A 19903-nucleotide genomic window follows, 5' to 3' on the forward strand; every position below is an offset into this window, starting at 1 on the left:
GTAGAGCCTGTGGCCCCAGGCTAGGCACCCCGCCGGCTCCGCGCAAGCGGCACGGCGGCGGTTATGCCGGTTGGGGTGGGAGGAGCTTCCTCAAACCGGCAATCCCGCGTCATCCGGCAGCCCGAGCCGGGCCAAAACCCGCTTGCGGGCGGCGCCGCGATCGACATCGGAGATGTGCAGCAAACCGCCGATCCGCCGCAGCAGGCTGGCCTCCAGGTCGTTCAGCACGCCGTCGGCGTAGGCGACCTCCCACAGCATCTCGATGATCCAGAGGCGCTGGCCGGGCGGGCAGCGTTCCAGAATGACGCTGACATAGCGGTGATAGGGCGAGACGTCCTCGGTATCGAAGACGGCGGCGGACAGCAGGTCCTGCGCCTCCTCCTCGCTGAGGCCGAAATGGCGGCGGGCGACGGCCAGGATGCGGTCGCGCTCCGCCTCGGAAATGCTGTCGTCGGTGCGGGCGGCCTCGACCATCAGCGCGGCGGCGGCGGCTTGCAGGGCGTCCTCGCCCGGCTCGGCATCATCGTCGCCAGCCGTGAACAAGGACCGGATGCGGTTCAGCATGGTTGCTCCCCAGGACCGTGTCGGGACATCGTCCCCAGGGGAAGTCGCGATCCGATCCTCCGGTTTCAACGCTTCACCACGAGAGTGGTCCATTCGCCGACCGGAATGCGCGCCACCAGACGCAGGCCCTGGTTGCGGTGGGCCTGGATGACATGGCGCTCCTGGCGGTTCAGCAGCCCGGCCAGCACGGCATAGCCGCCCTTCTTCAGATGGCGGCGCAACTGCGGCGCCATGCGCGACAGCGGACGGGCCAGGATGTTGGCGGTGATCAGGGTGTAGGGCTTGTGCCGGCCGACGATGCGGGTGTGATAGCCGTCGCCGCCCTGGGCGCGGATCATGCCCTTCTGGCCGTTCAGCGCCGCGTTGATGCGGGTGACGCGCACCGCCTCCGGGTCGATGTCGACGGCGGTCACCGGCACGCGCCAGCGCTTGGCCATCGCCAGCGCCAGGATGCCCGAGCCGCAGCCCATGTCGAGCGCGCCGCGCCGGCCGCCGCGCGGCAGCTTCAGATGGCGCGACAACCGGTCGAGCGCCTGGAGGCAGCCGTTGGTCGAGCCATGCTCCCCCGTGCCGAAGGCGGTGGCGGCGTCCACCAGCAGCGGAATGCTGCCGGCCGGCACGATGCCCTCATGGTGGGAGCCATGGACGAAGAAGCGCCCGGCGCGGATCGGCGGAAAGCCCTGATAGCTGTGCGACACCCAATCGATCGGCGGCAGATTCTCGATCGCCAGCCTCGGCTCCTCGATGCCCAGCGCCTTGGCCAGCACGGCGACGCGGGATTGCAGCCGCGCCTCGTCCGGGGCGCCATAAAGGGTCGCCTCCACCAGCCAGTTGCCGCCTTCCTCCAGTTCGAAGGTCGACACCGCATCGGCATGGTCGCCGACCGCCTCGGCGAAGGCCGGCGCGTGGGCTTCGGGAACGACAAGCGCGATGCGCCAGAGCGGGGTTTGCGACATGACAGGGGCTTTCCGACGACGACGCGAGAACAGAAGCCGCGTTTCTAGCATCAAGCCGGAGAGAGACCAAGAGGTCCGGAGAGCGCGAAAACCCCTATCCGCCATCCCCCCGCGTCCGGTCTATCGCCCCGACAGCCGGTCGGCGATGTCGTACATGCCCTGGGCGCGCAGCACCGACTGGCGGTGGCGCAGCAGACGGCGCTCCAGCGCCTTGCCCATCGCCGCCCCGCCGAGAACCGCACCGTCCGCCGCCGTCAGCCGGTCGGCGAGATCGCGGGTCAGCACCGCTTCCGCCTTCACGTCGCGGCGGTCGAGCGGCTGTTCCCCGGCGATGCTCTGGCGCAGCCGCTCCAAGAGGACGGCGCGGCTCTGCGGCGCGCGGCCCTGGCGGGCGAGGCGGCAGACCTGTCGCAGCGACCCGGCCATCGGCGCGTGCAGCGGGTCGGGGTCGCGGTCGAACAGGTGATCGATCAGCACGCAAAGGCCGGCATGCAGGCTGGGCTGCGCGCCCAGCAGCTCCTTCACCGTGTCGGCCGACCCCATGATGTCGGCGACCACCCCGTCCAGCAGGGCCAGATGCCGCGGCTCGGCATCTTCGTGCATCATCTCCAGCAGAAGATCCAGCTTGCCGGCCAGCGGTCCACCCACCTCCAGATGCTGGCACAGCAGGGTCAGGAACAGCGCGTCATGACCGCCCGGCCCGACCGCCTCCCCGACCGCCCCGTCGATGGCGCGACTGGTGCCGGGCAGGTCGGCGGCGTCGAATCGCGGCAGGCGCCGGCGCTCGGCCAGCGCGTCGCGGGCGGCCCCGGTGACCGCCTCGACCAGTTGGCGCAGTTCACGGGCGCGGGCGGAGTGGGACACGCCATGGATATCGGCATGGTGGCGCGCGGCGGCATGGATGGCCGCCCCCAGCAGCCCGCCCTGTTCCTCGAACCGGCGGAACAGCGGCCAGGAATGCAGCAGTTCGGTCGGGGTGATGCGCTGGGCGTCGAGATAGGGCCGCAGCAGCCGGCCGATCACCACCCGGCTTTCGAAGCCGCGCAGGTCGTCGGGCGTGTGGCAGAGCGGCGCCCCCTCGGCCGAGCCGCCCAGGGTCAGGCCCTTGCGCGGGGTCTGGGGAGCGGTCTTGTGCAGGATCACCGTTTCCAGCGACAGGCCGGCGACGGTGCGGAACCTCATCACCTTCGCCTCCTCCACGCCGGAGGCGGCCAGTTGCGAGCGGGCGGCCGACAGGGCCGCCTCCTGGTCGGTGTAGGCCCCCTCGATGCGCCAGCGGCCATCGCGGCGGCTCTGCACCTCGTAACTGACGTTGCCCGTTCCGAACACGGCGGATGGCCCCCGGCTCCATTGCGCTGCCACAACAATGGACCGCCGCCGCCACCGGGGCTGTGACGGCCATCACAGTGCGGCAACCCGTCCGGTTCCGCCCGTCACCCCAGCCCGCCGCGTCGGCGGCCCCCCTGCTTCAGCCGGCCTTGTCGGCGGGCACCCCCTGTTTCAGCCCGCCTTGTCGGCGGGCACGACGAAGCTGTCCATCACCTTCTTGCTGCCGGAATGGTCGAACTCGATCTCCAGCTTGTCCTCGGCCACGGCGACGACGGTGCCATAGCCGAACTTCTGGTGGAAGACGCGCGCGCCCTTGGCGAAGGGCGCGTCGGGCCGGGGCCGCGGCGCCACCGCGTAGGCGCCCTGGTCGAGCGTGATGGTCTTGGGCGCAGGCGCCTGCCGGGTGGAGCCGCGGAACTGGAAGCCGCCGGCCCCGCCCGCGCCGTAGGCCCCGAAGCCGCCGCCAAACCCGCCGGCGCGCCCGCCGCTGCCGGCGAACAGCCCGTTGGCGGCCTCCGCCTCGACATTGGCCTGGGGGATCTCCTCGACGAAGCGCGACGGCACGGCGCTGACCCAGTTGCCGTAGAGCCGGCGGTTGGCGGCATGGCTGACATAGGCGCGGCGGCGCGCCCGGGTCAGCCCGACATAGGCCAGCCGCCGCTCCTCCTCCAGCCCGGCGATGCCGGTCTCGTCCAGCGCGCGCTGGTTGGGGAACACGCCCTCCTCCCAGCCCGGCAGGAAGACATGGTCGAACTCCAGCCCCTTGGCGCCATGCAGGGTCATGACCGTCACCTGCTCGATCCCGGCGGCCTCGGCATTCTCCATCACCAGCGCGACATGCTCCAGGAAGCCCGGCAGATTCTCGAACTCCGCCATGGCGGTGATCAGTTCCTTCAGGTTCTCCAGCCGGCCGGGGGCCTCGGGCGTCTTGTCCTCCTGCCACATGCGGGTGTAGCCGGATTCGTCGAGGATGCTGCGGGCGAGCTCGGTGTGCGGCACCGTCGCCATCAGCGTGCGCCAGCGGAAGAAATCCTGCAACAGCCCGCGCAGGGTGGAGCGCAGCTTCGGCTTCAGCTCGTCCGTCTCGGTCAGCGCCCAACCGGCCTCGGTCAGCGATATGCCGCGGGCGCGGGCGGCGGTGTAGAGGGTCTGCATGGCCGCCGGGCCGACGCCGCGCTTGGGCAGATTGACGATGCGCTCGAAGGCGAGGTCATCGTCGCCGGAATTGACCACGCGGAAATAGGCCAGCGCGTCGCGGATTTCCTGCCGCTCGTAGAAGCGCGGACCGCCCAGCACCTTGTAAGGCAGGCCGAGCGTGATGAAGCGCTCCTCGAACTCGCGGGTCTGGAAGCCGGCGCGGACCAGGACGGCGATCTGCGACAAGGGCGTGCCCTTGCGCTGAAGCCCCTCGATCTCCTCGCCGACCCAGCGCGCCTCCTCCTCGCCGTCCCACACCGCCTTGACCTTGACCGGCTCCCCGCCGTCGGCCTCGGTCCACAGCGTCTTGCCGAGCCGGCCCTGGTTGTTGGCGATCAGCCCGGAGGCCGCCGCCAGGATATGGCCGGTGGAGCGATAGTTCTGCTCCAGCTTGATGATGGTGGCGCCGGGAAAATCGGTCTCGAAGCGCAGGATGTTGCCGATCTCGGCGCCACGCCAAGCATAGATCGACTGGTCCTCATCGCCGACACAACAGATATTCTTGTGTGCTTGAGACAATATTCTAAGCCACAAATATTGTGCGACGTTCGTGTCCTGATACTCGTCCACCAGAATATATTTGAACTTCCGGTGATAGTCCGCCAGCACGTCCGGATTGTTCTGAAGGATGGTCAGGTTGTGCAGCAGAAGGTCGCCGAAATCGCAGGCGTTCAGGCTGCGCAGGCGTTCCTGATAGGCGCGGTAGATCGCCACCACCCGGCCGCCGGCCACATCGCCGCCATCGGCGTCGGCAAGGCGGTCGGGCGTCAGGCCGCGATCCTTCCAGCGTTCGATGGCGCCCAGAATCTGACGGGCCGGCCATTTCTTGGAATCGATGTTCTCGGCTTCCAGAAGCTGCTTGATCAGGCGGACCTGATCATCGGTGTCGAGGATGGTGAAGTTCGACTTCAGCCCGACCAGTTCGGCATGGCGGCGCAGGATGCGGGCGGCCAGCGCGTGGAAGGTGCCGAGCCACCAGCCCTCCGGCTCGATCCCCACCAGATGGGCGACCCGCTCGCGCATCTCGCGGGCCGCCTTGTTGGTGAAGGTCACCGCCAGGATCTGGAAGGCGGCGGCCCGGCGGGTCATCAGCAGATGGGCCAGCCGGGTGGTCAGCACCCGCGTCTTGCCGGTGCCGGCGCCGGCCAGCACCAGGACCGGTCCGTCCAAAGCCTCCACCGCCGCCCGCTGGGTCGGGTTCAGCCCGTCCAGATAGGCGAAGCGTTGCGCCGCGGCGGGAACGCCCGCGGCGGGAGCGGCATGGCTCAACGGATCATCATCGTAAGCGTCTGACATGGGGCCCGGCCTGGGATGGACGAAAGATCGGATGGACGGAAGATCGGCTCAAGCATGCGGATGCTGTCTTGCGGTCGGAACATATACAGCACAGGGCGCGCCGGCACGACCCCCCGTGATTGACGCGCCAGCCCGCCGGAAACCGCATCCCGAAACGGCCGTGCTTATGCCGAAGGGTGGAACGGCACGGCATAGGCCCTCGCCCGACGGGCGGTAATATAGTTCTGCCAGGCCATAACCGGAAACATGGGAAGTCTCTCCGAACTTCATCCCCGCCCATCGGCGGCATCACAGGCCATCGGTTAACGCTTTCCCCTTTTCTGTCACAGACAGTTACTCCGACCGACCAATGCAAGCCTCATTATGTCCGCATCTTGTCTTATGCGGTCTTACGGCATATGCCCATCGCTCGACACGAAATTTACCTAAGCGAAATTTTGCGCGGCGCAAATCGGGGGTATCTATGGGTCACAACGAGGCACCCCCGAGCCCCGAGGGGGGAGCGGACCGGACGCGGCAGCGGATGGTCGGGGATGCCTCCGAAGCGCCATCCGGCGCCCCATCGATCGGAACGGAACAAAGGGCGGGCTGAGACCATGGATGCCATCAACGTTTTCCTCATCGACGCCAACAAGCTTTTCCGCGAGGGCATGAAGCGCCTGTTCGAAGGCACATCCTTCTCCGTCATCGGCGAAGCCGGCAGCCTGCGCGAGGGCCTGTCGACGCTTGGTGCCGGCACGACCCCGGACCTGATCCTGATCGACCTGCCGAGCGGCGCCGATGAAGAGGTCGAGGCGATGCGCAGGCTGCGCGAGGATCATCCGGCGATCCGCGTCGTCATCCTGACCAACGACCTGGAAACCCGCCGCCTGTCGGCCGCTCTCGGCGCCGGGGCCGGCGGCTACCTGCTGAAGGACATCGCCTGCGAGGCGCTGATGCAGTCGCTGAAGCTGGTGATGATGGGCGAGAAGGTGTTCCCGACCCATCTCGCCGAACTGCTGGTCAGCGGCCGGACCGAGGATGTCAGCGCCGAGCTGCCGACCCGCCGCAAGGGTCTGTCCCAGCGCGAGGTGCAGATCCTACGCTGCCTGCTGAGCGGCAACAGCAACAAGATGATCGCCAACCATCTGAACATCACGGAAGCCACCGTGAAGGTTCATCTGAAGAGCCTGCTGCGCAAGATCAACGCCTCCAACCGCACCCAGGCCGCCATCTGGGCGCTCAACAACGGCATCGGCGACCAGGCTGCCGAAACCGGCGTCGCCGCCACCGTCTGACCCCATCCGTCCCGCCCGTCCGCCCTTCCCCCAGCCCGTTCCGGACCGCCCGTCCCCGCCATCCGGGACCGGCGGCCGGCGGGGGGCAGGTGGAACGTCGGCAAACCGGATGGGCGCATGAAGACCGGCGGGCATAGAGGAAGCGGTCTAAGACCAAAAGCCCACTACAGCGACGGAACCGGCGTTCCCATGTGAACTCGCGGCCCGATGACGCCATCCTGGCGTGGGTTCGCCGCAACCTTCTGGAAACGCCCCGCGATGAACGTGCTGATCGCCGACGATCACCTGCTGTTCCGAGACGGTCTGCGCCGCCTGCTGGCGCAATTCGACGCCGACATGACGTTCTTCGAGGCCAGCACCTATGACGAGGTGCGGGCGCTCTGCGATGGCACCAGACCCTTCGACCTGATCCTGCTCGATTTGGGAATGCCGGGCTGGTCCGGCTTCTCGGCGCTCGGCGACATCCACGCCAGCCTGCCGAAGGCGTTGCTGGTGGTGGTGTCGGGGTCTGAGAAGCGGTCCGACCTGCTGGCGGCACTCGAGAATGGCGCCGCCGGCTATATCCCGAAATCGTCGAGCGCCAAGGTGCTGCTGGGCGCCCTGCAACTGGTGCTTGCCGGCGGCATCTATCTCCCGGAACAGGCGATCCGCGGCGGCGACCGTCTTGAACAGACGCACGGCGGCTACGGCTCCAGCGGCTCCGGCGATGCGATGGAGGACTCCGCCGCGTCGGGAGGCGGCAACGGCGACCAGTTGACCCCCCGCCAGCGCGATGTGCTGGTCCGCCTGCGCGACGGCAAATCCAACAAGCAGATCGCCCATGAGCTGGGGCTGACGGAAGGCACCGTGAAGGTCCACGTCACCGCCATCCTGCGCCATCTGGGCGTGCGCAACCGCACCCAGGCCGCCTTGACCGCGCAAAGCCTGTGAGCCGTTAGCCAAGCGCCCTTTCCCCCTTACCGTTGCGCCCGCTCCACGGCGGAGATCAGTGCCAGGAGCGCGCCGCGCAATTCCGCCGCATGGGTGCGCGGACGGATGGCGGCGGCGTCGGGAACCGCGACGACGGTCAGGGTACGGCAGCCGGTCAGGCCGCTTTCAAGCCGTGCGAACATGCCCGCCGGATCGCTGCCCTGCATCAGGGTCACCGGCAGTCGCACCGCCGGCAGGTCGAAGGCGAGACGTCCGAGATCACCGGACAGCATCGCGGGCAGCCGCCAGCCGAAACGGATGGCCAGCGCGTTCCAGTGCCGCCGCAGGGTTGATTCGGCGCCGACGTCATCGATGATCATCACGCCGCCGACCCGCTCCGGAAAATCCAGCACCGTGGCGATGGCGAGCGGCGCGCCGACCGCCCCCGCCACCAGAACCGGCCGGCGCCCGCCACGCTCCACCAGAAGCGGCGAAAGGGCAGCCGCCCCTTCGGCCGCCGGGACGGTCAACCATTCCTGGCCCGCCGGCACATGGTTCAGAAGACGCCACCACGCCCCCTTGCCGGGATGGAGAAAGATCACCCGCCGGCCCGATGGATCGCCGGCCCGGTCGCCGGCCCGATCGGAGACCCGGCCACCCGTCCGCTCTCCGGCCCAGCCTCCCAACCCGTCCGTGGCGACGCCGATGACCGGAAAGCCGGCGGTATCTGCCCGCCCGGCACGGACGGTCGAAGGCTGGGAGTGGAAGAACACGGTCGAAAGCCCCCGGTCTGGCGATCCGCGATGGGACCGTCCCATCGCCGATGCCAACCCTAACGAAGCAGGGACGGCATCGTCCCGTTCGATAAATCGGGCAGAGCCCACAAAACGATCCGAAAGGCGGCCCCGTCCGCAAAAGGTTTCAGACCCCGTCGAAACACGACAAAAGCAAAGAAAATTCCGCGACTTGCCAGGCAGGCGAAGCGAAGGGCCGCGCGCCACCGCCGGGCCAGGCCGCTTGGTCAGGGCGTCCCGATCAATGCAGCGTCACCTCCAAGCCCTCGCCATCCGGCGCCACCGCCAGCGGGCGCCGCAGTTCGCCGGACAGGCTGCGCCACTCGGGCGCTCCACCCAACTGTTGCAGCAACTGCGCGGTGAAGGCGAAGACGGCGCTTTCCAGCGGCCCGTTGTCCTCGGCATGGGCGTTGACGGTCAGGCAGGATTCCGCGGCGCTCTCGAAAATGGCGGCGGCGGCGCTGGCGCCCGGTCCGGGATCCGGCAGCGGCACGGCCGACGGCGTCTCGCCGCTCACCCGCAGGCGGGACAGGTTGTCGGCCAGCAGACGGGTGCGGATGGCATTGTCGACCGCGGCGGCCATGCTATAGCCGGCCTCCTCCTCGACGGTGGCGCGCAGGATGCGCAGGCCGGCGATCAGGCCGCGCACCACGTCGCCGCTGCCGCCCCGCTTGGCCGCCGCCGCGACGGCGGTACCGAGGATGGCGGCGACCACCGGGGACAGCGATTCGCCCCCGCCCGGCCCGTTCGGCGCGTCGGCGCCGGTGTTCAAAGCCTCGTTCATGCCGCCTCCGATCCGTGTGATCCGGAAACGGGCGGCCTGCCGGCGATGCTGCCGGCGACGGGCCCGTCCGGAGTCGTCGTCATGATGCCTGTCCCGGATTTGTGACTCGGGCGGATCCGGTTCAAGCCGTGGATGGGCATGACCTCCTTCTCTTTCGCACCCCTCTTTCGCGCCCCTCTCTCTCGACGCCGGACGGGGTGCTCCGGATGCCGTCGCCGGCGCTTCGAGCGCCCGATCCGCGCTGGCCGATCGGTAATGGCCAATCGGCCATCATCGGTCCGGCCGACCTCTAGCCAGGCGGCGCGGGCATCCCCACATCTGCGTCGAAAGGGAGGGTTCCGCGTCATGCCTCTGCTCAGTCTTCTCCTCAATGTGTTGTGGCTGTTCACCGGCGGCATCTGGATGGCGCTCGGCTGGCTGCTGGCGGCGGTCCTGATGGCCTTGTCCATCATCGGCCTGCCCTGGGCCCGCTCCGCCCTGACCATCGCCCGCTACACCCTGCTGCCCTTTGGACAAACCGCCGTGCGCCGGGATGAGTTCCGCGGACGTGAGGACATGGGCACCGGCTTCCTGGGCTTCATCGGCAATATCATATGGTTCGTGCTGGCCGGCTGGTGGCTGGCGCTCGGCCATCTGCTCTCGGCGGTGGGTCTGGCCGTCACCATCATCGGCCTGCCCTTCGCCTGGGCGCATCTGAAGCTCGCCCTGCTGGCGCTCTGGCCGGTCGGGACCGAGATCGTCTCATCGGACGATTTCGACCGGCGCATGGTCCGCCGCTACTGATGGCTGACCTGTCATCGGCCCGACAGCCTGGCGCGCCTTCATCGCCTTCAGCATGACCGAGGCGCGCCAGAAGCCCAGCCCGGCGCCATCGACGAAATGGACATGGCGGTCGGCGGTCACGTCGCCGACCAGACAGGTCACCGTGGTGGCGTCGGCCCGCGCCGTGCCATAGCGGATGGTGCCGGCCTCCGCCGTCCGCGCCAGCTGAGCCTCGATCGCGTCGGCCTCCTGCTCCGTCACATCCAGCACCAGCCGCGGCCCGCCGGCCGATTTGCGGAAATCGGTGCGCTCGGCCATGTGTCGGCGGTAGCGCCGCGGGTCGAAGCCGCCCAGCCGGGCGCCCAGCGTCAGCAGCAGCGCCAGCAGCCCCGATCCCGCCAGCGCCCGCCCCACCCGCCGGATGCGGGTCGGCCAGCCGGCGCCGTCCCGCCCGCCGCGCGCCTCCATCAGCAGCGAGCGCCAGGACGGCGGCCAGCGCACGTCCAGCCGGTCGCCGTCGCCCAGCGGAGCGGCGCCGGCGGTGGGGACGATGGCCTCGATGGCGCGCTGGACACGGGCCAGCTCAAGCAGCCCCGCCGCCCCCGGATCGACGGCGTCGACAATCACGCACAGCACGGTGCCGCGGCGCGGCGGCACCGGGTTCCAGCGGCAGGACACCGACTCAAGCCCCGGCAACGGCCCCGGCAGCGGCGGCAGACGCCAGCGCGCCTCCTCCTTCACCCAGGCGTCGGCGGCCACCACGCCGGCCCCCAGGAAAAGCCCGAAGCTGTTGCCGTTGCCGACATCATGCAGGGCGGCCATCACCTCCAGCCCCTGGTCGAGCAGGGCCCGCACCGGCACCAGCCCGACGCGCAGCGGCACCTCCATCACCTCCGCCGACCAGTGGGCGAGGGCCGAGAGCGCCGCCCTCGCCCCCTCCTCCCGCCCCGGCGGCACCGCGGCGATGGCGCCGTCGCCGCCGAACTGGCAGGCCACCGGCTCCCCGCCGACCCGCAGCGCATCGGACAGCACGGCGACCACCCCGGCGGCGACGAAATTGACGTCACGGTGGCGGCCTTCCCCAGCCAGCCGCGTGCTGCCGGTCACGTCGGCCACCGCCAGCGACCAGCCGCCGTCGAGCGCCGCATAGAAGCGGGGATCGGACGCCTCCGCGGCGAAATCACGGATGATGGGCAAAAGCGCCATGACAAACCTTTCCCCGACGGCCAGCCGATGGGTGATGAGCAAATGCTAACATGGCAGCGACCTGGACAGATCACCATTCGGAGTCTTCCCCCGCAAGCGTGGGCATGGAAATTACTGCGCCGCAACAGAAGCTTGCGTCATTAACCATTACTAAAGGATATGCGCGGGACTATGGCGGCTCTGTTTCAGGCCTCCGTCCCGAGGAGACATCGCGTTTCATGTCTTGGCTGTCGAAATTTTCCGGAGGCAACAAGGACCAGGCCGCCGCCAAGGCGGCACCGGAGGCGCGGCGGGAACGCCCGTCCACCCCGCCCAAGATCGTGATCGACCATCACGACTATGTGCCGGAGGAGTTCGTGCTCGGCTCCTTCCGCATCCGCCCCTATGAGGGCGACCTGATCGCCAAGCAGAAATTCGATTTCCGCCTGCAATTCGACATCGGCGGCGACCCGGTGGACGTCGCCTGTCTGGGCGTGGTGGTGAAGCTGACCGAGGAGGCCGGCCTCGTCGCCCGCTACCAGCCGCCGCAGCCCTTCTACGAGCGCAAGCTGATCGACTACATGAAGGCGCTGCGCGGCCTGTAAACAGCCGAAGCGGCCCGAAGATGGTGGTGCTTGGCGCCGGCTGACACTATATCTATGGGCATGCCGATCCGTCTCCTGCCCGAAACCCTGGTCAACCGCATCGCCGCCGGCGAGGTGGTCGAACGTCCCGCCGCCGCCGTGAAGGAGCTGGTGGAGAACGCCATCGACGCCGGCGCCACCCGCATCGACGTGGTGGCGCGCGACGGCGGCAAATCGCTGATCGCCGTCACCGACGACGGTTGCGGCATGACCGCCGACGAATTGGTTCTGGCGGTCGAACGCCACGCCACCTCCAAGCTGCCGGGCGACGACCTGCTCGACATCCGCTCGCTGGGATTCCGGGGGGAGGCGCTGCCCTCCATCGGCGCGGTGAGCTGCCTGACCATCACCAGCCGCGCCCGCGGCGCCGACAGCGCCTGGAGCCTGACGGTCGACGCCGGCGCCAAGGGATCGCCGCAGCCGGCGGCGCTGGCCCAGGGCACGCGGATCGAGGTGCGCGACCTGTTCGCCGCCGTGCCGGCCCGGCTGAAATTCCTGAAGGCGTCGCGCACCGAATACGACCACATCGCCGATTGCCTGGAACGGCTGGCGATGGCCCATCCCGCCGTCGCCTTCACCCTGTCCGACGGCGGGCGCGGCGGCTTGCGGCTGAGTGCCGCGCAGGGCGAGCTGCTGGACGCCCGGCTGACCCGGCTGGGCGCCCTGATGGGCCGCGATTTCCAGGAGAACGCCGTTCCGGTGACGGCGGCGCGCGAGGGGGTGACGCTGGCCGGCTGGATCGGCCTGCCGACCCTGCACCGCCCGACCGCCAAGCACCAGCATCTGTTCGTCAACGGCCGCCCGGTGCGCGACAAGCTGATGGTGGGGGCGGTGCGCGCCGCCTATGCCGATTTCCTGCCGCGCGACCGCCACCCGATGCTGGCCCTGTTCCTCGACATCGACCCGCAGGAGGTCGACGTCAACGTCCATCCGGCCAAGGCCGAGGTGCGCTTCCGCGACCAGGGTCTGGTGCGCGGCCTGATCGTCGGCTCGCTGAAACATGCGCTGGCCGAGGCCGGGCACCGCGCCTCCACCACCGTCGGCCTCGCCACGCTGGGCGCCCTGCGGCCCGAGCCGGGCGGCGGGAGCGTTGGCGAAAGCGGCGGCGAAAGCGGCGGCTTCACCCCGTCGCCCCTGCCCTATGGCCGGTCCGGCGGTGGATCGGGAAGCGGTTGGGGCGGGTCCTACGCGCCGGCCGCCCTGCCGCGCGGTCTGGCCGAGCGCTCCGCCGCCTTCCAGGCGCCGGCGCAGGGATTGCCGCCGTTGCAGGGCCGCCTCGGCGGCTTCGGCAACGGCTTCGCCCCGGCGGCCCGCCCGCCGGAATACCGCGCCCCCGATCCCGCCGCGCCGACGCCGGAGCCGCCGCCCGACAGCCACCCGCTGGGGGCGGCGCGGGCGCAGCTCCACACCACCTACATCGTGGCGCAGACCCGCGAGGGCATCGTCATCGTCGACCAGCACGCCGCCCATGAACGGCTGGTCTATGAGCGGATGAAGACCGCCCTGCTGGAGGGCGGGGTGAAGCGTCAGGCCCTGCTGATCCCCGAACTGATCGAGCTGGACGAGCCGTCGGCCAACCGCCTGCTGGCCCGTGGCGCCGAACTGGCCGAGCTTGGTCTGGTGATCGAGGGCTTCGGCCATGGCTGCGTCATGGTGCGCGAGGTTCCGGCCCTGCTCGGCCAATCCGACGTGAAGAACCTGATCCGCGACCTTGCCGAGGAGCTGTCCGAACTGGGCGACGCCCTGTCGCTGAAGGAGCGGCTGGAAGAGGTCTGCGCGACGATGGCCTGTCATGGCAGCGTCCGCGCCGGCCGCACATTGAGCGTGGACGAGATGAACGCCCTGCTGCGCCAGATGGAGGCGACCCCGCACAGCGGCCAATGCAACCACGGACGGCCGACGTACGTGGAGCTGAAGCTGGCGGATATCGAGCGGTTGTTTGGGCGGAGGTAAGTTGCTCCAGCAGGTGCTCGCCAAACTGGCGCCCCTGCTGTCGCTCCGCCTCTGACAGCGGCCACCGCGCGGCAGTTTTAATAAATGGCAAGCCTTGCCACCAAGCCGGGAGCGCCGTAACCTTCAACCAATCAGATTATTTTTACGCTAAACTCTGCGGGAGCGTTGAAAAAAGCCCAGCCTGGGCATTAGCGGGGCGCCGTTGACGAGCTGTTCACCATCCTCCGCACCGTCGATTGACCGGATGCCGCCGCCGTCAAGGCTCGGCTCCAATCGGCCGGCGTCGTGGGCGACCCGGTGGTCTGCCCAAACCCTATGATGACAACGCCGCGACCGAACGAAGGAGCCCTGATCAACGACAGATCGGTGCACAGCCTGGCGCTGATTGCGTCCTTGCTGTTGCATGTGGCGTTGATCGAGCGGCTGCGCTTCGTATCCGTCGCGGATGGTCCGGAGCCGAACTCCGCCCTGCCACCGGTGGTGGAGGTGGTATTTCCCTCCCTTCCCGACTCCATTGCCGAACCAGCCATTCCCCCCTCTCCCGCCGCTGAGCGACCATCCGAGTCCGATATGCTCCCTCGGCCTTCGCCCTCCACAGCGGCGCAAGCGGAGCCCTCGGCCACTCCCGCAACGGCGGAGCCACTGGCGGCGACCCAACCGGCTTCCGACGATGCGAGCCCGGTTCCAGCAGTGCCAGTGCCAGGAGTGAAGCCGAACCCTCCCGCACCGCCTTCGCCTTGCGTGGCGGACAGGCGCTCATCATCAGCAAGGAATGGCATGGTCGATGTACGATGCGGAACCGCGCCAGCCGCCGCCATGCCTCCGATCGATCCGCCATCCGACCCAACGCCGCACATACAGCTGCCGGATGGCTTCAGCCTCGATTATGGCGGTCGGCGGGATCGCACAACGATGCCTCCCTCCCGCCAAGCCGCGCCCACCCCGGCCCAGGAGGCGATCAGCCGTTATGCCGAGGAGCGGGAAAGGGCCGCGAGATGGGGGCGGCCGGATCCCGGACCGCCGCCCCGCGACAGTGGCCCGATCACCGGTCAGCCGACCACCGTGGTGCCAAACGTCATTCCTGACGAGCGCCCACCGGGCATCGATGCCCTTTTCGGAGGCCGCAAATGATGGCCGAACGGGTGGAAGGAACTCCGCTATCCGGTCTAGTACTACAGCCGGTCGCGAAAGACGGAATATGCGGCCGGGCGGCCTGTTGAGCTTGGAACCGACTGGAGGGTCCGAGCATGACCGAGATGACGGAAGCGGCGGAATGGTCCGATGCCCTGGAAGGGCTGGTCGGCGGATTGAGGTCCTTCTACAGCGCGGCCGGTCGCCAACGGGCTCTGCGTTACGTGAGAGGTCTTTTGGCGCCGCTGGATCGCAAGAATGGCTGGCAGTTGGCCGAAGCCGCCGGGGATTGCTCGCCGGCGGCGATGCAGGATTTCCTGGCCCGGACCCGTTGGGATGCCGACGCCGTCCGCGACGACCTCCAGGCCTATGTCATCGAACGGTTGAGCGACGATGAGGCCGTGCTGGTCCTCGATGAAACCGGCTTCGTCAAGAAGGGCACCCGCTCGGTCGGGGTGAAGCGGCAGTATTCCGGCACCGCCGGACGTATCGAAAACTGCCAGATCGGCGTCTTCCTCGGCTACGCCAGCCGACGCGGCCGGGTGCTGGTCGACCGCGCTCTCTATCTGCCCGAGGACTGGGCTGGCAACGACGAACGCCGACGGATGGCCGGCGTCCCCAACGCCGTCGGCTTCGCCACCAAGCCGAAACTGGGGCGGGCGATGCTGGAGCGCGCCGTGGCAGCCGGCCTGCCCTGCCGCTGGGTGACCGCCGACTCCGTCTACGGCGGGGACTACGCGCTGCGGCTATGGCTGGAGCGCCAACCGCTGGGCTACGTGCTGGCGATCACCAGCAAACAGCGCGCGCCCATGGGCTTCGATACGGTCAAGGAGCGGACGACCGGCTTCACCGCCACCGACTGGCAGCGGTTGAGTGCTGGCGACGGAGCCAAGGGGCCACGCCTCTACGACTGGGCGCACAAAACCTACGCTTCCCTGCGCGAGGGCTGGTGCCGCGGTCTGCTGGTGCGCCGCTCCATCGCCGAGCCGGACAAACTCACCTACTATCTGACCTTCGCCCCGGAAGGCACGCCGGTCGCCACATTGGTCCGGGTCGCCGGGTCGCGCTGGACCATCGAGTCCTGCTTCGAGGCGGCGAAGGGCGAGGTCGGGCTCGACCAGTACGAGGTGCGCTCGTGGACCGGCTGGCACCGCCACGTCACCTTGGCCATGCTGGCCCTGGCCTTTCTCACCGTCGTGCGCACGGCGGCCATCGGGGGGAGAGGATCAACTCGACCTGTCCGCCGATCTTCTGCCCTTGACCGTGCCCGAGATCCGCGCCCTCCTGGTCGCCTTGATCGGCCGGCCCCCCGCGCCACCCACCGCCATTATCGATTGGTCCATCTGGCGAAGACGCCACCAACAGCGAGCACGGCGCTCCCATTGGAAACGACGCACCCAAACCGATAAGGACCGGCTGTAGTAATAGCCGGCGGCGCTCTTTCCGAACGCCGCCCGCCCCGCCTCAGTACCCCACCGTGAAGCGCTTGCGCTCATGCGCCGGAGTCTCGATCTCGTCGACCAGCGCCACGGCGAAATCCTCGTAGCTGATCCAGCTGCGGCCATTCGCGTCCGCCAGCAGCCCATCGGCGCCCAGCCGGAAGATGCCGGTGCGCTCGCCCAGCACGAACTCGGCGGACGGCGACAGGAAGGTCCAGTTCAGCGCCGGCTCGGCCTTCAGACGGTCGAGGAACTCGGCGCCCTTGGTGGCTTCCGCCTTGTAGATCTCGGGGAATTCCGGCAGGTCGATCAGACGCACGCCCGGCGCCACCTCCAGGCTGCCGGCGCCGCCGACCACCAGATAGCGCGGCACGCCCGCCGCCTTCGCCGCACTGATCAGGCTGTCGGCGTCGCTGTCCAGGAACATCACGGCGCTGACCACCGCGTCATGACCGGCCAGCAGCGGCGCCAGCGTCTCGGCGTTGTTGGCGTCGCCGGTCTTCACCGTCAGCCCCGGAGCGGCGGCGACCTTGGCCGGGTTGCGGACGATGGCGGTGACGCTGTGGCCGCGGCGGAGCAGTTCGGCCTGGATGCGGCTGCCGGCGCGGCCGGCGGCGCCGATGATGGCGACGTTCATGGCGGGGTCCTCTCCCACTGGGTTTCCAATGGTGACTTGATGCCTTTTTGGAAATCTGGTGTAAAGAAGGCACCTTCGCGTGACATGGTCACCCGCGCGTAACCGCCGGGATTGATCCGACTAGAACCTGGGAGTGGATGCGGATGGACAGGACCCTGCTGGGGCTGGGCGGGAAACGCCTCTCGGAGATGGAGCATCTCCCCGACGCCTATGTGTCCGCCTGCCCGACCCGTCAGGCGCTGGACCGCATCGCCGACAAATGGACGGTGCTGATCCTGGGATTGCTGGAAAGCGGGCCGATGCGCTTCAACCAGTTGCGCCGGGAGATCGAGGGCATCTCGCAGAAAATGCTGTCGCAGACCCTGAAAAGCCTGGAGCGCGACGGGCTGGTCAGCCGCAAGGTGTTCGCCACCGTGCCGGTCACCGTCGAATACGCCATCACCCCGCTGGGCGCCACGCTGGCCGAAACGCTGGTACCGCTGCGGGTGTGGGCCGAAACCCACATCACGCGGGTTCTGGAGGCGCGGGCCGCCTATGACCGCGACGAGGCCGACGGCCCGGCCCGGCTCGACGTCGCCTGAGCCGGGGCCCGACCGGCCGCCGCACCTGCGGCAAAGTCGCAGGTCAGGTATCGGGCATCTGGCATACGAAAATTTTTGCGGTAGCATGCCGTCCTGCTTATGTTGCGGCACAGCATGACCGACTCTTCACCGTGGGGATCCGCCGCCCACGGGAGGTGCCGTTCGCCGTCCCGCGCTGTTGATCCTGTCGAAGCCCTCCCCTCCCGATAAGGACGCCCCTTGAGATGATCGAGACCCAGGCCCTTCTGTTCCTCGCCCTGACCGGCATGATCGGCCATGCCGTCTATCTGGCCAGCGGCCGCGGCGGCTTCACCGTGATCGAGCCGGAGAAGGACGAGGCGGAGGAGGAGCCGGGCATCCTGTTCTCCTCCGACCGCTTCCAGCAGGCGGCCCGGACGGACGGCACATCCAAGGGCAAGGCGAAGGACCGCCCCTTCTGGATCGAATGACCGAAGCGGACCGGGGCGCTTCGCGCATCCCCGGCCCGCATCCGTCAGCCGGCCTTGCGAAAGCCCCCCGGCCGAAGCTCCACACGTTACCCGTTGGCCGTCACCCGCTGGCGGTGCCGGCGGCGACCCCGACCGGAACGCTCCGCGCCGCCTCGCCCTGTTCGGAACGCCGCGCCAGCTCCTCGTTGCGGGCATGGTGGCGGGCCAGCATCGGCTTCAGCACCAGGAGAGCGCAGGCGGCGGCGGTCAGGTCCATGGTGGCGGTGACATACAGCACGGTCGCCCAGGTGCCGGTGGCCTCCATCAGCAGGTTGCCCAGCGGGACCAGCAGGGCGGCGACACCCTTGGCGCAATAGAGGACGCCGTAGATCTTGCCGGCATGCTTGGTGCCGAAGGTGTCGGCCGAGGTGGCGCTGAACAGGCTGTACACTTCGCCCCAGGCCAGGAAGACCATGCCGCTGAGGATCAGGAACATCATCGGGTCGTGGCCGAACTTGCTGAGCATGATGATACCCAGCCCTTCCAGCGTGAAGGCGACGAACATGGTCGCCTCGCGGCCGATATGGTCGGAGATGAAGCCGAACAGCGGGCGCGAGATGCCGTTCATCACGCGGTCCAGCATCAGGGCGAAGGGCAGGGCCGCCATGGTCAGGCCGAAGACGCTGACCGGGGCCTCCTTCACGCCCAGGTCATGGGCGATGACGCCGAGCTGGGCCACCGCCATCAGGCCGCCGGTGACAGTGCCGATGAACATCGCCCACATCACCCAGAACACCGGGGTGCGGATCGCCTCGCCCAGCGTGTAGTCGCGGCGGGTCTGCGCGACCTTGGTCGAGGCCTTGACCTGCTCCTTCTGCGGCATGCGCAGGAACAGCGCGGCGCAGATGATGATGGCGCCCTGAACCAGGCCGAACCAGAAGAAGGCCGCCTGATAGCCGCTGCCATGGATCATCGCAGAGATCGGCAGGATGGTCAGGGCCGAGCCGGCGCCATAGCCGCCCGCCGTCAGGCCGACCGCCAGACCACGCTTCTCCGGGAACCATTTCAGCGCGTTGTTGACGCAGGTGGCATAGACGCAGCCGACGCCGATGCCGCCGACGGCCGAACCGACATACAGCATGCCGAGCGAGCCGGCATAGCTGTCGATGATCCAGGACAGGCCGGTGAAGAAGCCGCCGGCGGCGACGATCACGCGGGGACCGTATTTGTCGATGAAATAACCCTCGATCGGCGTCAGCCAGGTCTGCACGACGACGAAGATGGTGAAGGCGGTCTGGATCGACGCGCGCGTCCAGCCATGGGTCGCCTGGATTTCCGGGACGAACAGCGTCCAGGCATATTGGATGTTGGCCGCCGCCACCATGCAGACGATGCCGACGACGATCTGCGTCCAGCGGACCGCATCGGACACCGGCGCGGCCGATTCCGCCGCCGGTTGTGAATTCATATGAGCCATCGTGCCTCCCGTTCTACTTGCCTGAGCCGGCGGCGCGGCCCCTCTCCCGGAAGCCGGCTCGCCAATCACGATTGCGGAATGACCCGGACGGACCGATCTTCCCGACGGTTCCTTTCCGGAACTCGGCGCGGATGCCGACAATCGCTCGGAGTTCGATTGTCCCGATTTTGGAATGCCAGATATGAAATCTGGTATGCCAAAATCGGGGACAAAAAGACACCGACGGACGGATCGACGCCGTAGGCATACAGACAAGCCAAATAAAACTTGGCGCTTACACCATGTCCGATGACCGGTCCGTTCCGGTTCCTTCATCGGTTCACCCAAACGCTCGCGCATTCTGTAAAAAGAAGCCGTGCCGGTACCTGCACGGCCCCCTCGAACGAGGGTGTGCAGTCTTAGGAGATAGGTGGATGCCGCCGTTTCCATAGAGGAACCGCATCGGCGACACACAATCTTTTGCTCGGATTGTTTTGGAACTCAACAATCAGTTTGGTCTTTCCGCATGATGGAAAAACACAGGCCGCGGCCTTGGAACGCAAGGGTTGCGTCCCCATCGG

The 19903-nt window shown here is 68.4% G+C and carries 17 protein-coding genes; 8 read left to right on the top strand and 9 right to left on the bottom strand.

What is annotated here, in order from left to right:
• Positions 1–90 precede the first annotated feature (90 nt).
• The 4 genes from AZL_RS10355 to AZL_RS10370 form a co-directional block, all read right to left on the bottom strand.
• Positions 91–564, bottom strand: coding sequence for a TerB family tellurite resistance protein (locus tag AZL_RS10355; RefSeq protein WP_012974574.1), 474 nt, complete (start codon positions 562–564; stop codon positions 91–93).
• A gap of 65 nt (positions 565–629) precedes the next feature.
• On the bottom strand, positions 630–1520 hold the full coding sequence (locus AZL_RS10360; RefSeq protein ID WP_012974575.1) for a 50S ribosomal protein L11 methyltransferase: 891 nt from the start codon (positions 1518–1520) through the stop codon (positions 630–632).
• Positions 1521–1640: 120 nt separating this feature from the next.
• Positions 1641–2849: a hypothetical protein gene (locus AZL_RS10365; protein ID WP_042442960.1), complete on the bottom strand. Its 1209-nt coding sequence runs from the start codon at positions 2847–2849 to the stop codon at positions 1641–1643.
• Positions 2850–3020: 171 nt separating this feature from the next.
• Complete coding sequence (locus tag AZL_RS10370) at positions 3021–5342, bottom strand: ATP-dependent helicase (protein ID WP_012974577.1); 2322 nt, start codon at positions 5340–5342, stop codon at positions 3021–3023.
• A gap of 596 nt (positions 5343–5938) precedes the next feature.
• Between AZL_RS10370 and AZL_RS10375 the strand changes: the two genes are divergently transcribed.
• On the top strand, positions 5939–6619 hold the full coding sequence (locus AZL_RS10375) for a LuxR C-terminal-related transcriptional regulator (RefSeq protein ID WP_012974578.1): 681 nt from the start codon (positions 5939–5941) through the stop codon (positions 6617–6619).
• A 258-nt stretch (positions 6620–6877) separates the two neighbouring features.
• The gene (locus AZL_RS10380; RefSeq protein WP_012974579.1) at positions 6878–7549 is read left to right on the top strand and encodes a LuxR C-terminal-related transcriptional regulator; all 672 of its coding nucleotides are present in this window, start codon (positions 6878–6880) and stop codon (positions 7547–7549) included.
• A 26-nt stretch (positions 7550–7575) separates the two neighbouring features.
• Here AZL_RS10380 and AZL_RS10385 read toward each other — a convergent pair whose 3' ends face one another.
• Together AZL_RS10385 and AZL_RS10390 are read right to left on the bottom strand one after the other, a co-directional pair.
• Positions 7576–8301, bottom strand: a complete 726-nt coding sequence (locus tag AZL_RS10385) for an alpha/beta fold hydrolase (protein ID WP_148219287.1) — start codon at positions 8299–8301, stop codon at positions 7576–7578.
• A 262-nt stretch (positions 8302–8563) separates the two neighbouring features.
• Positions 8564–9106 carry a hypothetical protein gene (locus AZL_RS10390; RefSeq protein ID WP_012974581.1) on the bottom strand — a complete coding sequence of 181 codons (543 nt, stop codon included), beginning with the start codon at positions 9104–9106 and terminating at the stop codon, positions 8564–8566.
• A gap of 345 nt (positions 9107–9451) precedes the next feature.
• Here AZL_RS10390 and AZL_RS10395 point away from each other — a divergent pair, with 345 nt between their 5' ends.
• Positions 9452–9889, top strand: a complete 438-nt coding sequence (locus tag AZL_RS10395) for a YccF domain-containing protein (protein WP_012974582.1) — start codon at positions 9452–9454, stop codon at positions 9887–9889.
• Here AZL_RS10395 and AZL_RS10400 read toward each other — a convergent pair.
• Positions 9848–11074, bottom strand: coding sequence for a DUF3095 family protein (locus tag AZL_RS10400; protein WP_012974583.1), 1227 nt, complete (start codon positions 11072–11074; stop codon positions 9848–9850). The genes AZL_RS10395 and AZL_RS10400 overlap by 42 nt on opposite strands.
• A gap of 218 nt (positions 11075–11292) precedes the next feature.
• On the opposite strand from AZL_RS10400, the gene AZL_RS10405 reads away from it, so the two are divergent.
• From AZL_RS10405 to AZL_RS10415, 3 genes are all read left to right on the top strand, one after another.
• Positions 11293–11658 (top strand): hypothetical protein, encoded by a 366-nt coding sequence (locus AZL_RS10405; protein WP_042442962.1) that lies wholly within the window; start codon positions 11293–11295, stop codon positions 11656–11658.
• Positions 11659–11718: 60 nt separating this feature from the next.
• Positions 11719–13650 carry a DNA mismatch repair endonuclease MutL gene (gene mutL, locus AZL_RS10410; protein ID WP_012974585.1) on the top strand — a complete coding sequence of 644 codons (1932 nt, stop codon included), beginning with the start codon at positions 11719–11721 and terminating at the stop codon, positions 13648–13650.
• A 1247-nt stretch (positions 13651–14897) separates the two neighbouring features.
• A complete protein-coding gene (locus AZL_RS10415) occupies positions 14898–16190 on the top strand; it encodes an IS701-like element ISAzs6 family transposase (protein ID WP_012973655.1) in 1293 nt (430 codons plus the stop codon).
• Positions 16191–16245: 55 nt separating this feature from the next.
• On the opposite strand, the gene AZL_RS10420 is transcribed toward AZL_RS10415, so the two are convergent.
• Entirely contained in the window at positions 16246–16857 is a 612-nt protein-coding gene (locus AZL_RS10420) for an NAD(P)-dependent oxidoreductase (protein ID WP_012974586.1), read from the bottom strand.
• Positions 16858–17000: 143 nt separating this feature from the next.
• Here AZL_RS10420 and AZL_RS10425 point away from each other — a divergent pair, with 143 nt between their 5' ends.
• The gene (locus AZL_RS10425; RefSeq protein WP_042442965.1) at positions 17001–17438 is read left to right on the top strand and encodes a winged helix-turn-helix transcriptional regulator; all 438 of its coding nucleotides are present in this window, start codon (positions 17001–17003) and stop codon (positions 17436–17438) included.
• Positions 17439–17662: 224 nt separating this feature from the next.
• Positions 17663–17887 (top strand): hypothetical protein, encoded by a 225-nt coding sequence (locus AZL_RS10430; protein ID WP_042442966.1) that lies wholly within the window; start codon positions 17663–17665, stop codon positions 17885–17887.
• A 100-nt stretch (positions 17888–17987) separates the two neighbouring features.
• On the opposite strand, the gene oxlT is transcribed toward AZL_RS10430, so the two are convergent.
• The gene (gene oxlT, locus AZL_RS10435; protein ID WP_012974588.1) at positions 17988–19334 is read right to left on the bottom strand and encodes an oxalate/formate MFS antiporter; all 1347 of its coding nucleotides are present in this window, start codon (positions 19332–19334) and stop codon (positions 17988–17990) included.
• Between the last annotated feature and the right edge of the window lie 569 nt (positions 19335–19903).

It is taken from the genome of Azospirillum sp. B510, assembly GCF_000010725.1.
Lineage (GTDB): Bacteria > Pseudomonadota > Alphaproteobacteria > Azospirillales > Azospirillaceae > Azospirillum > Azospirillum lipoferum_B.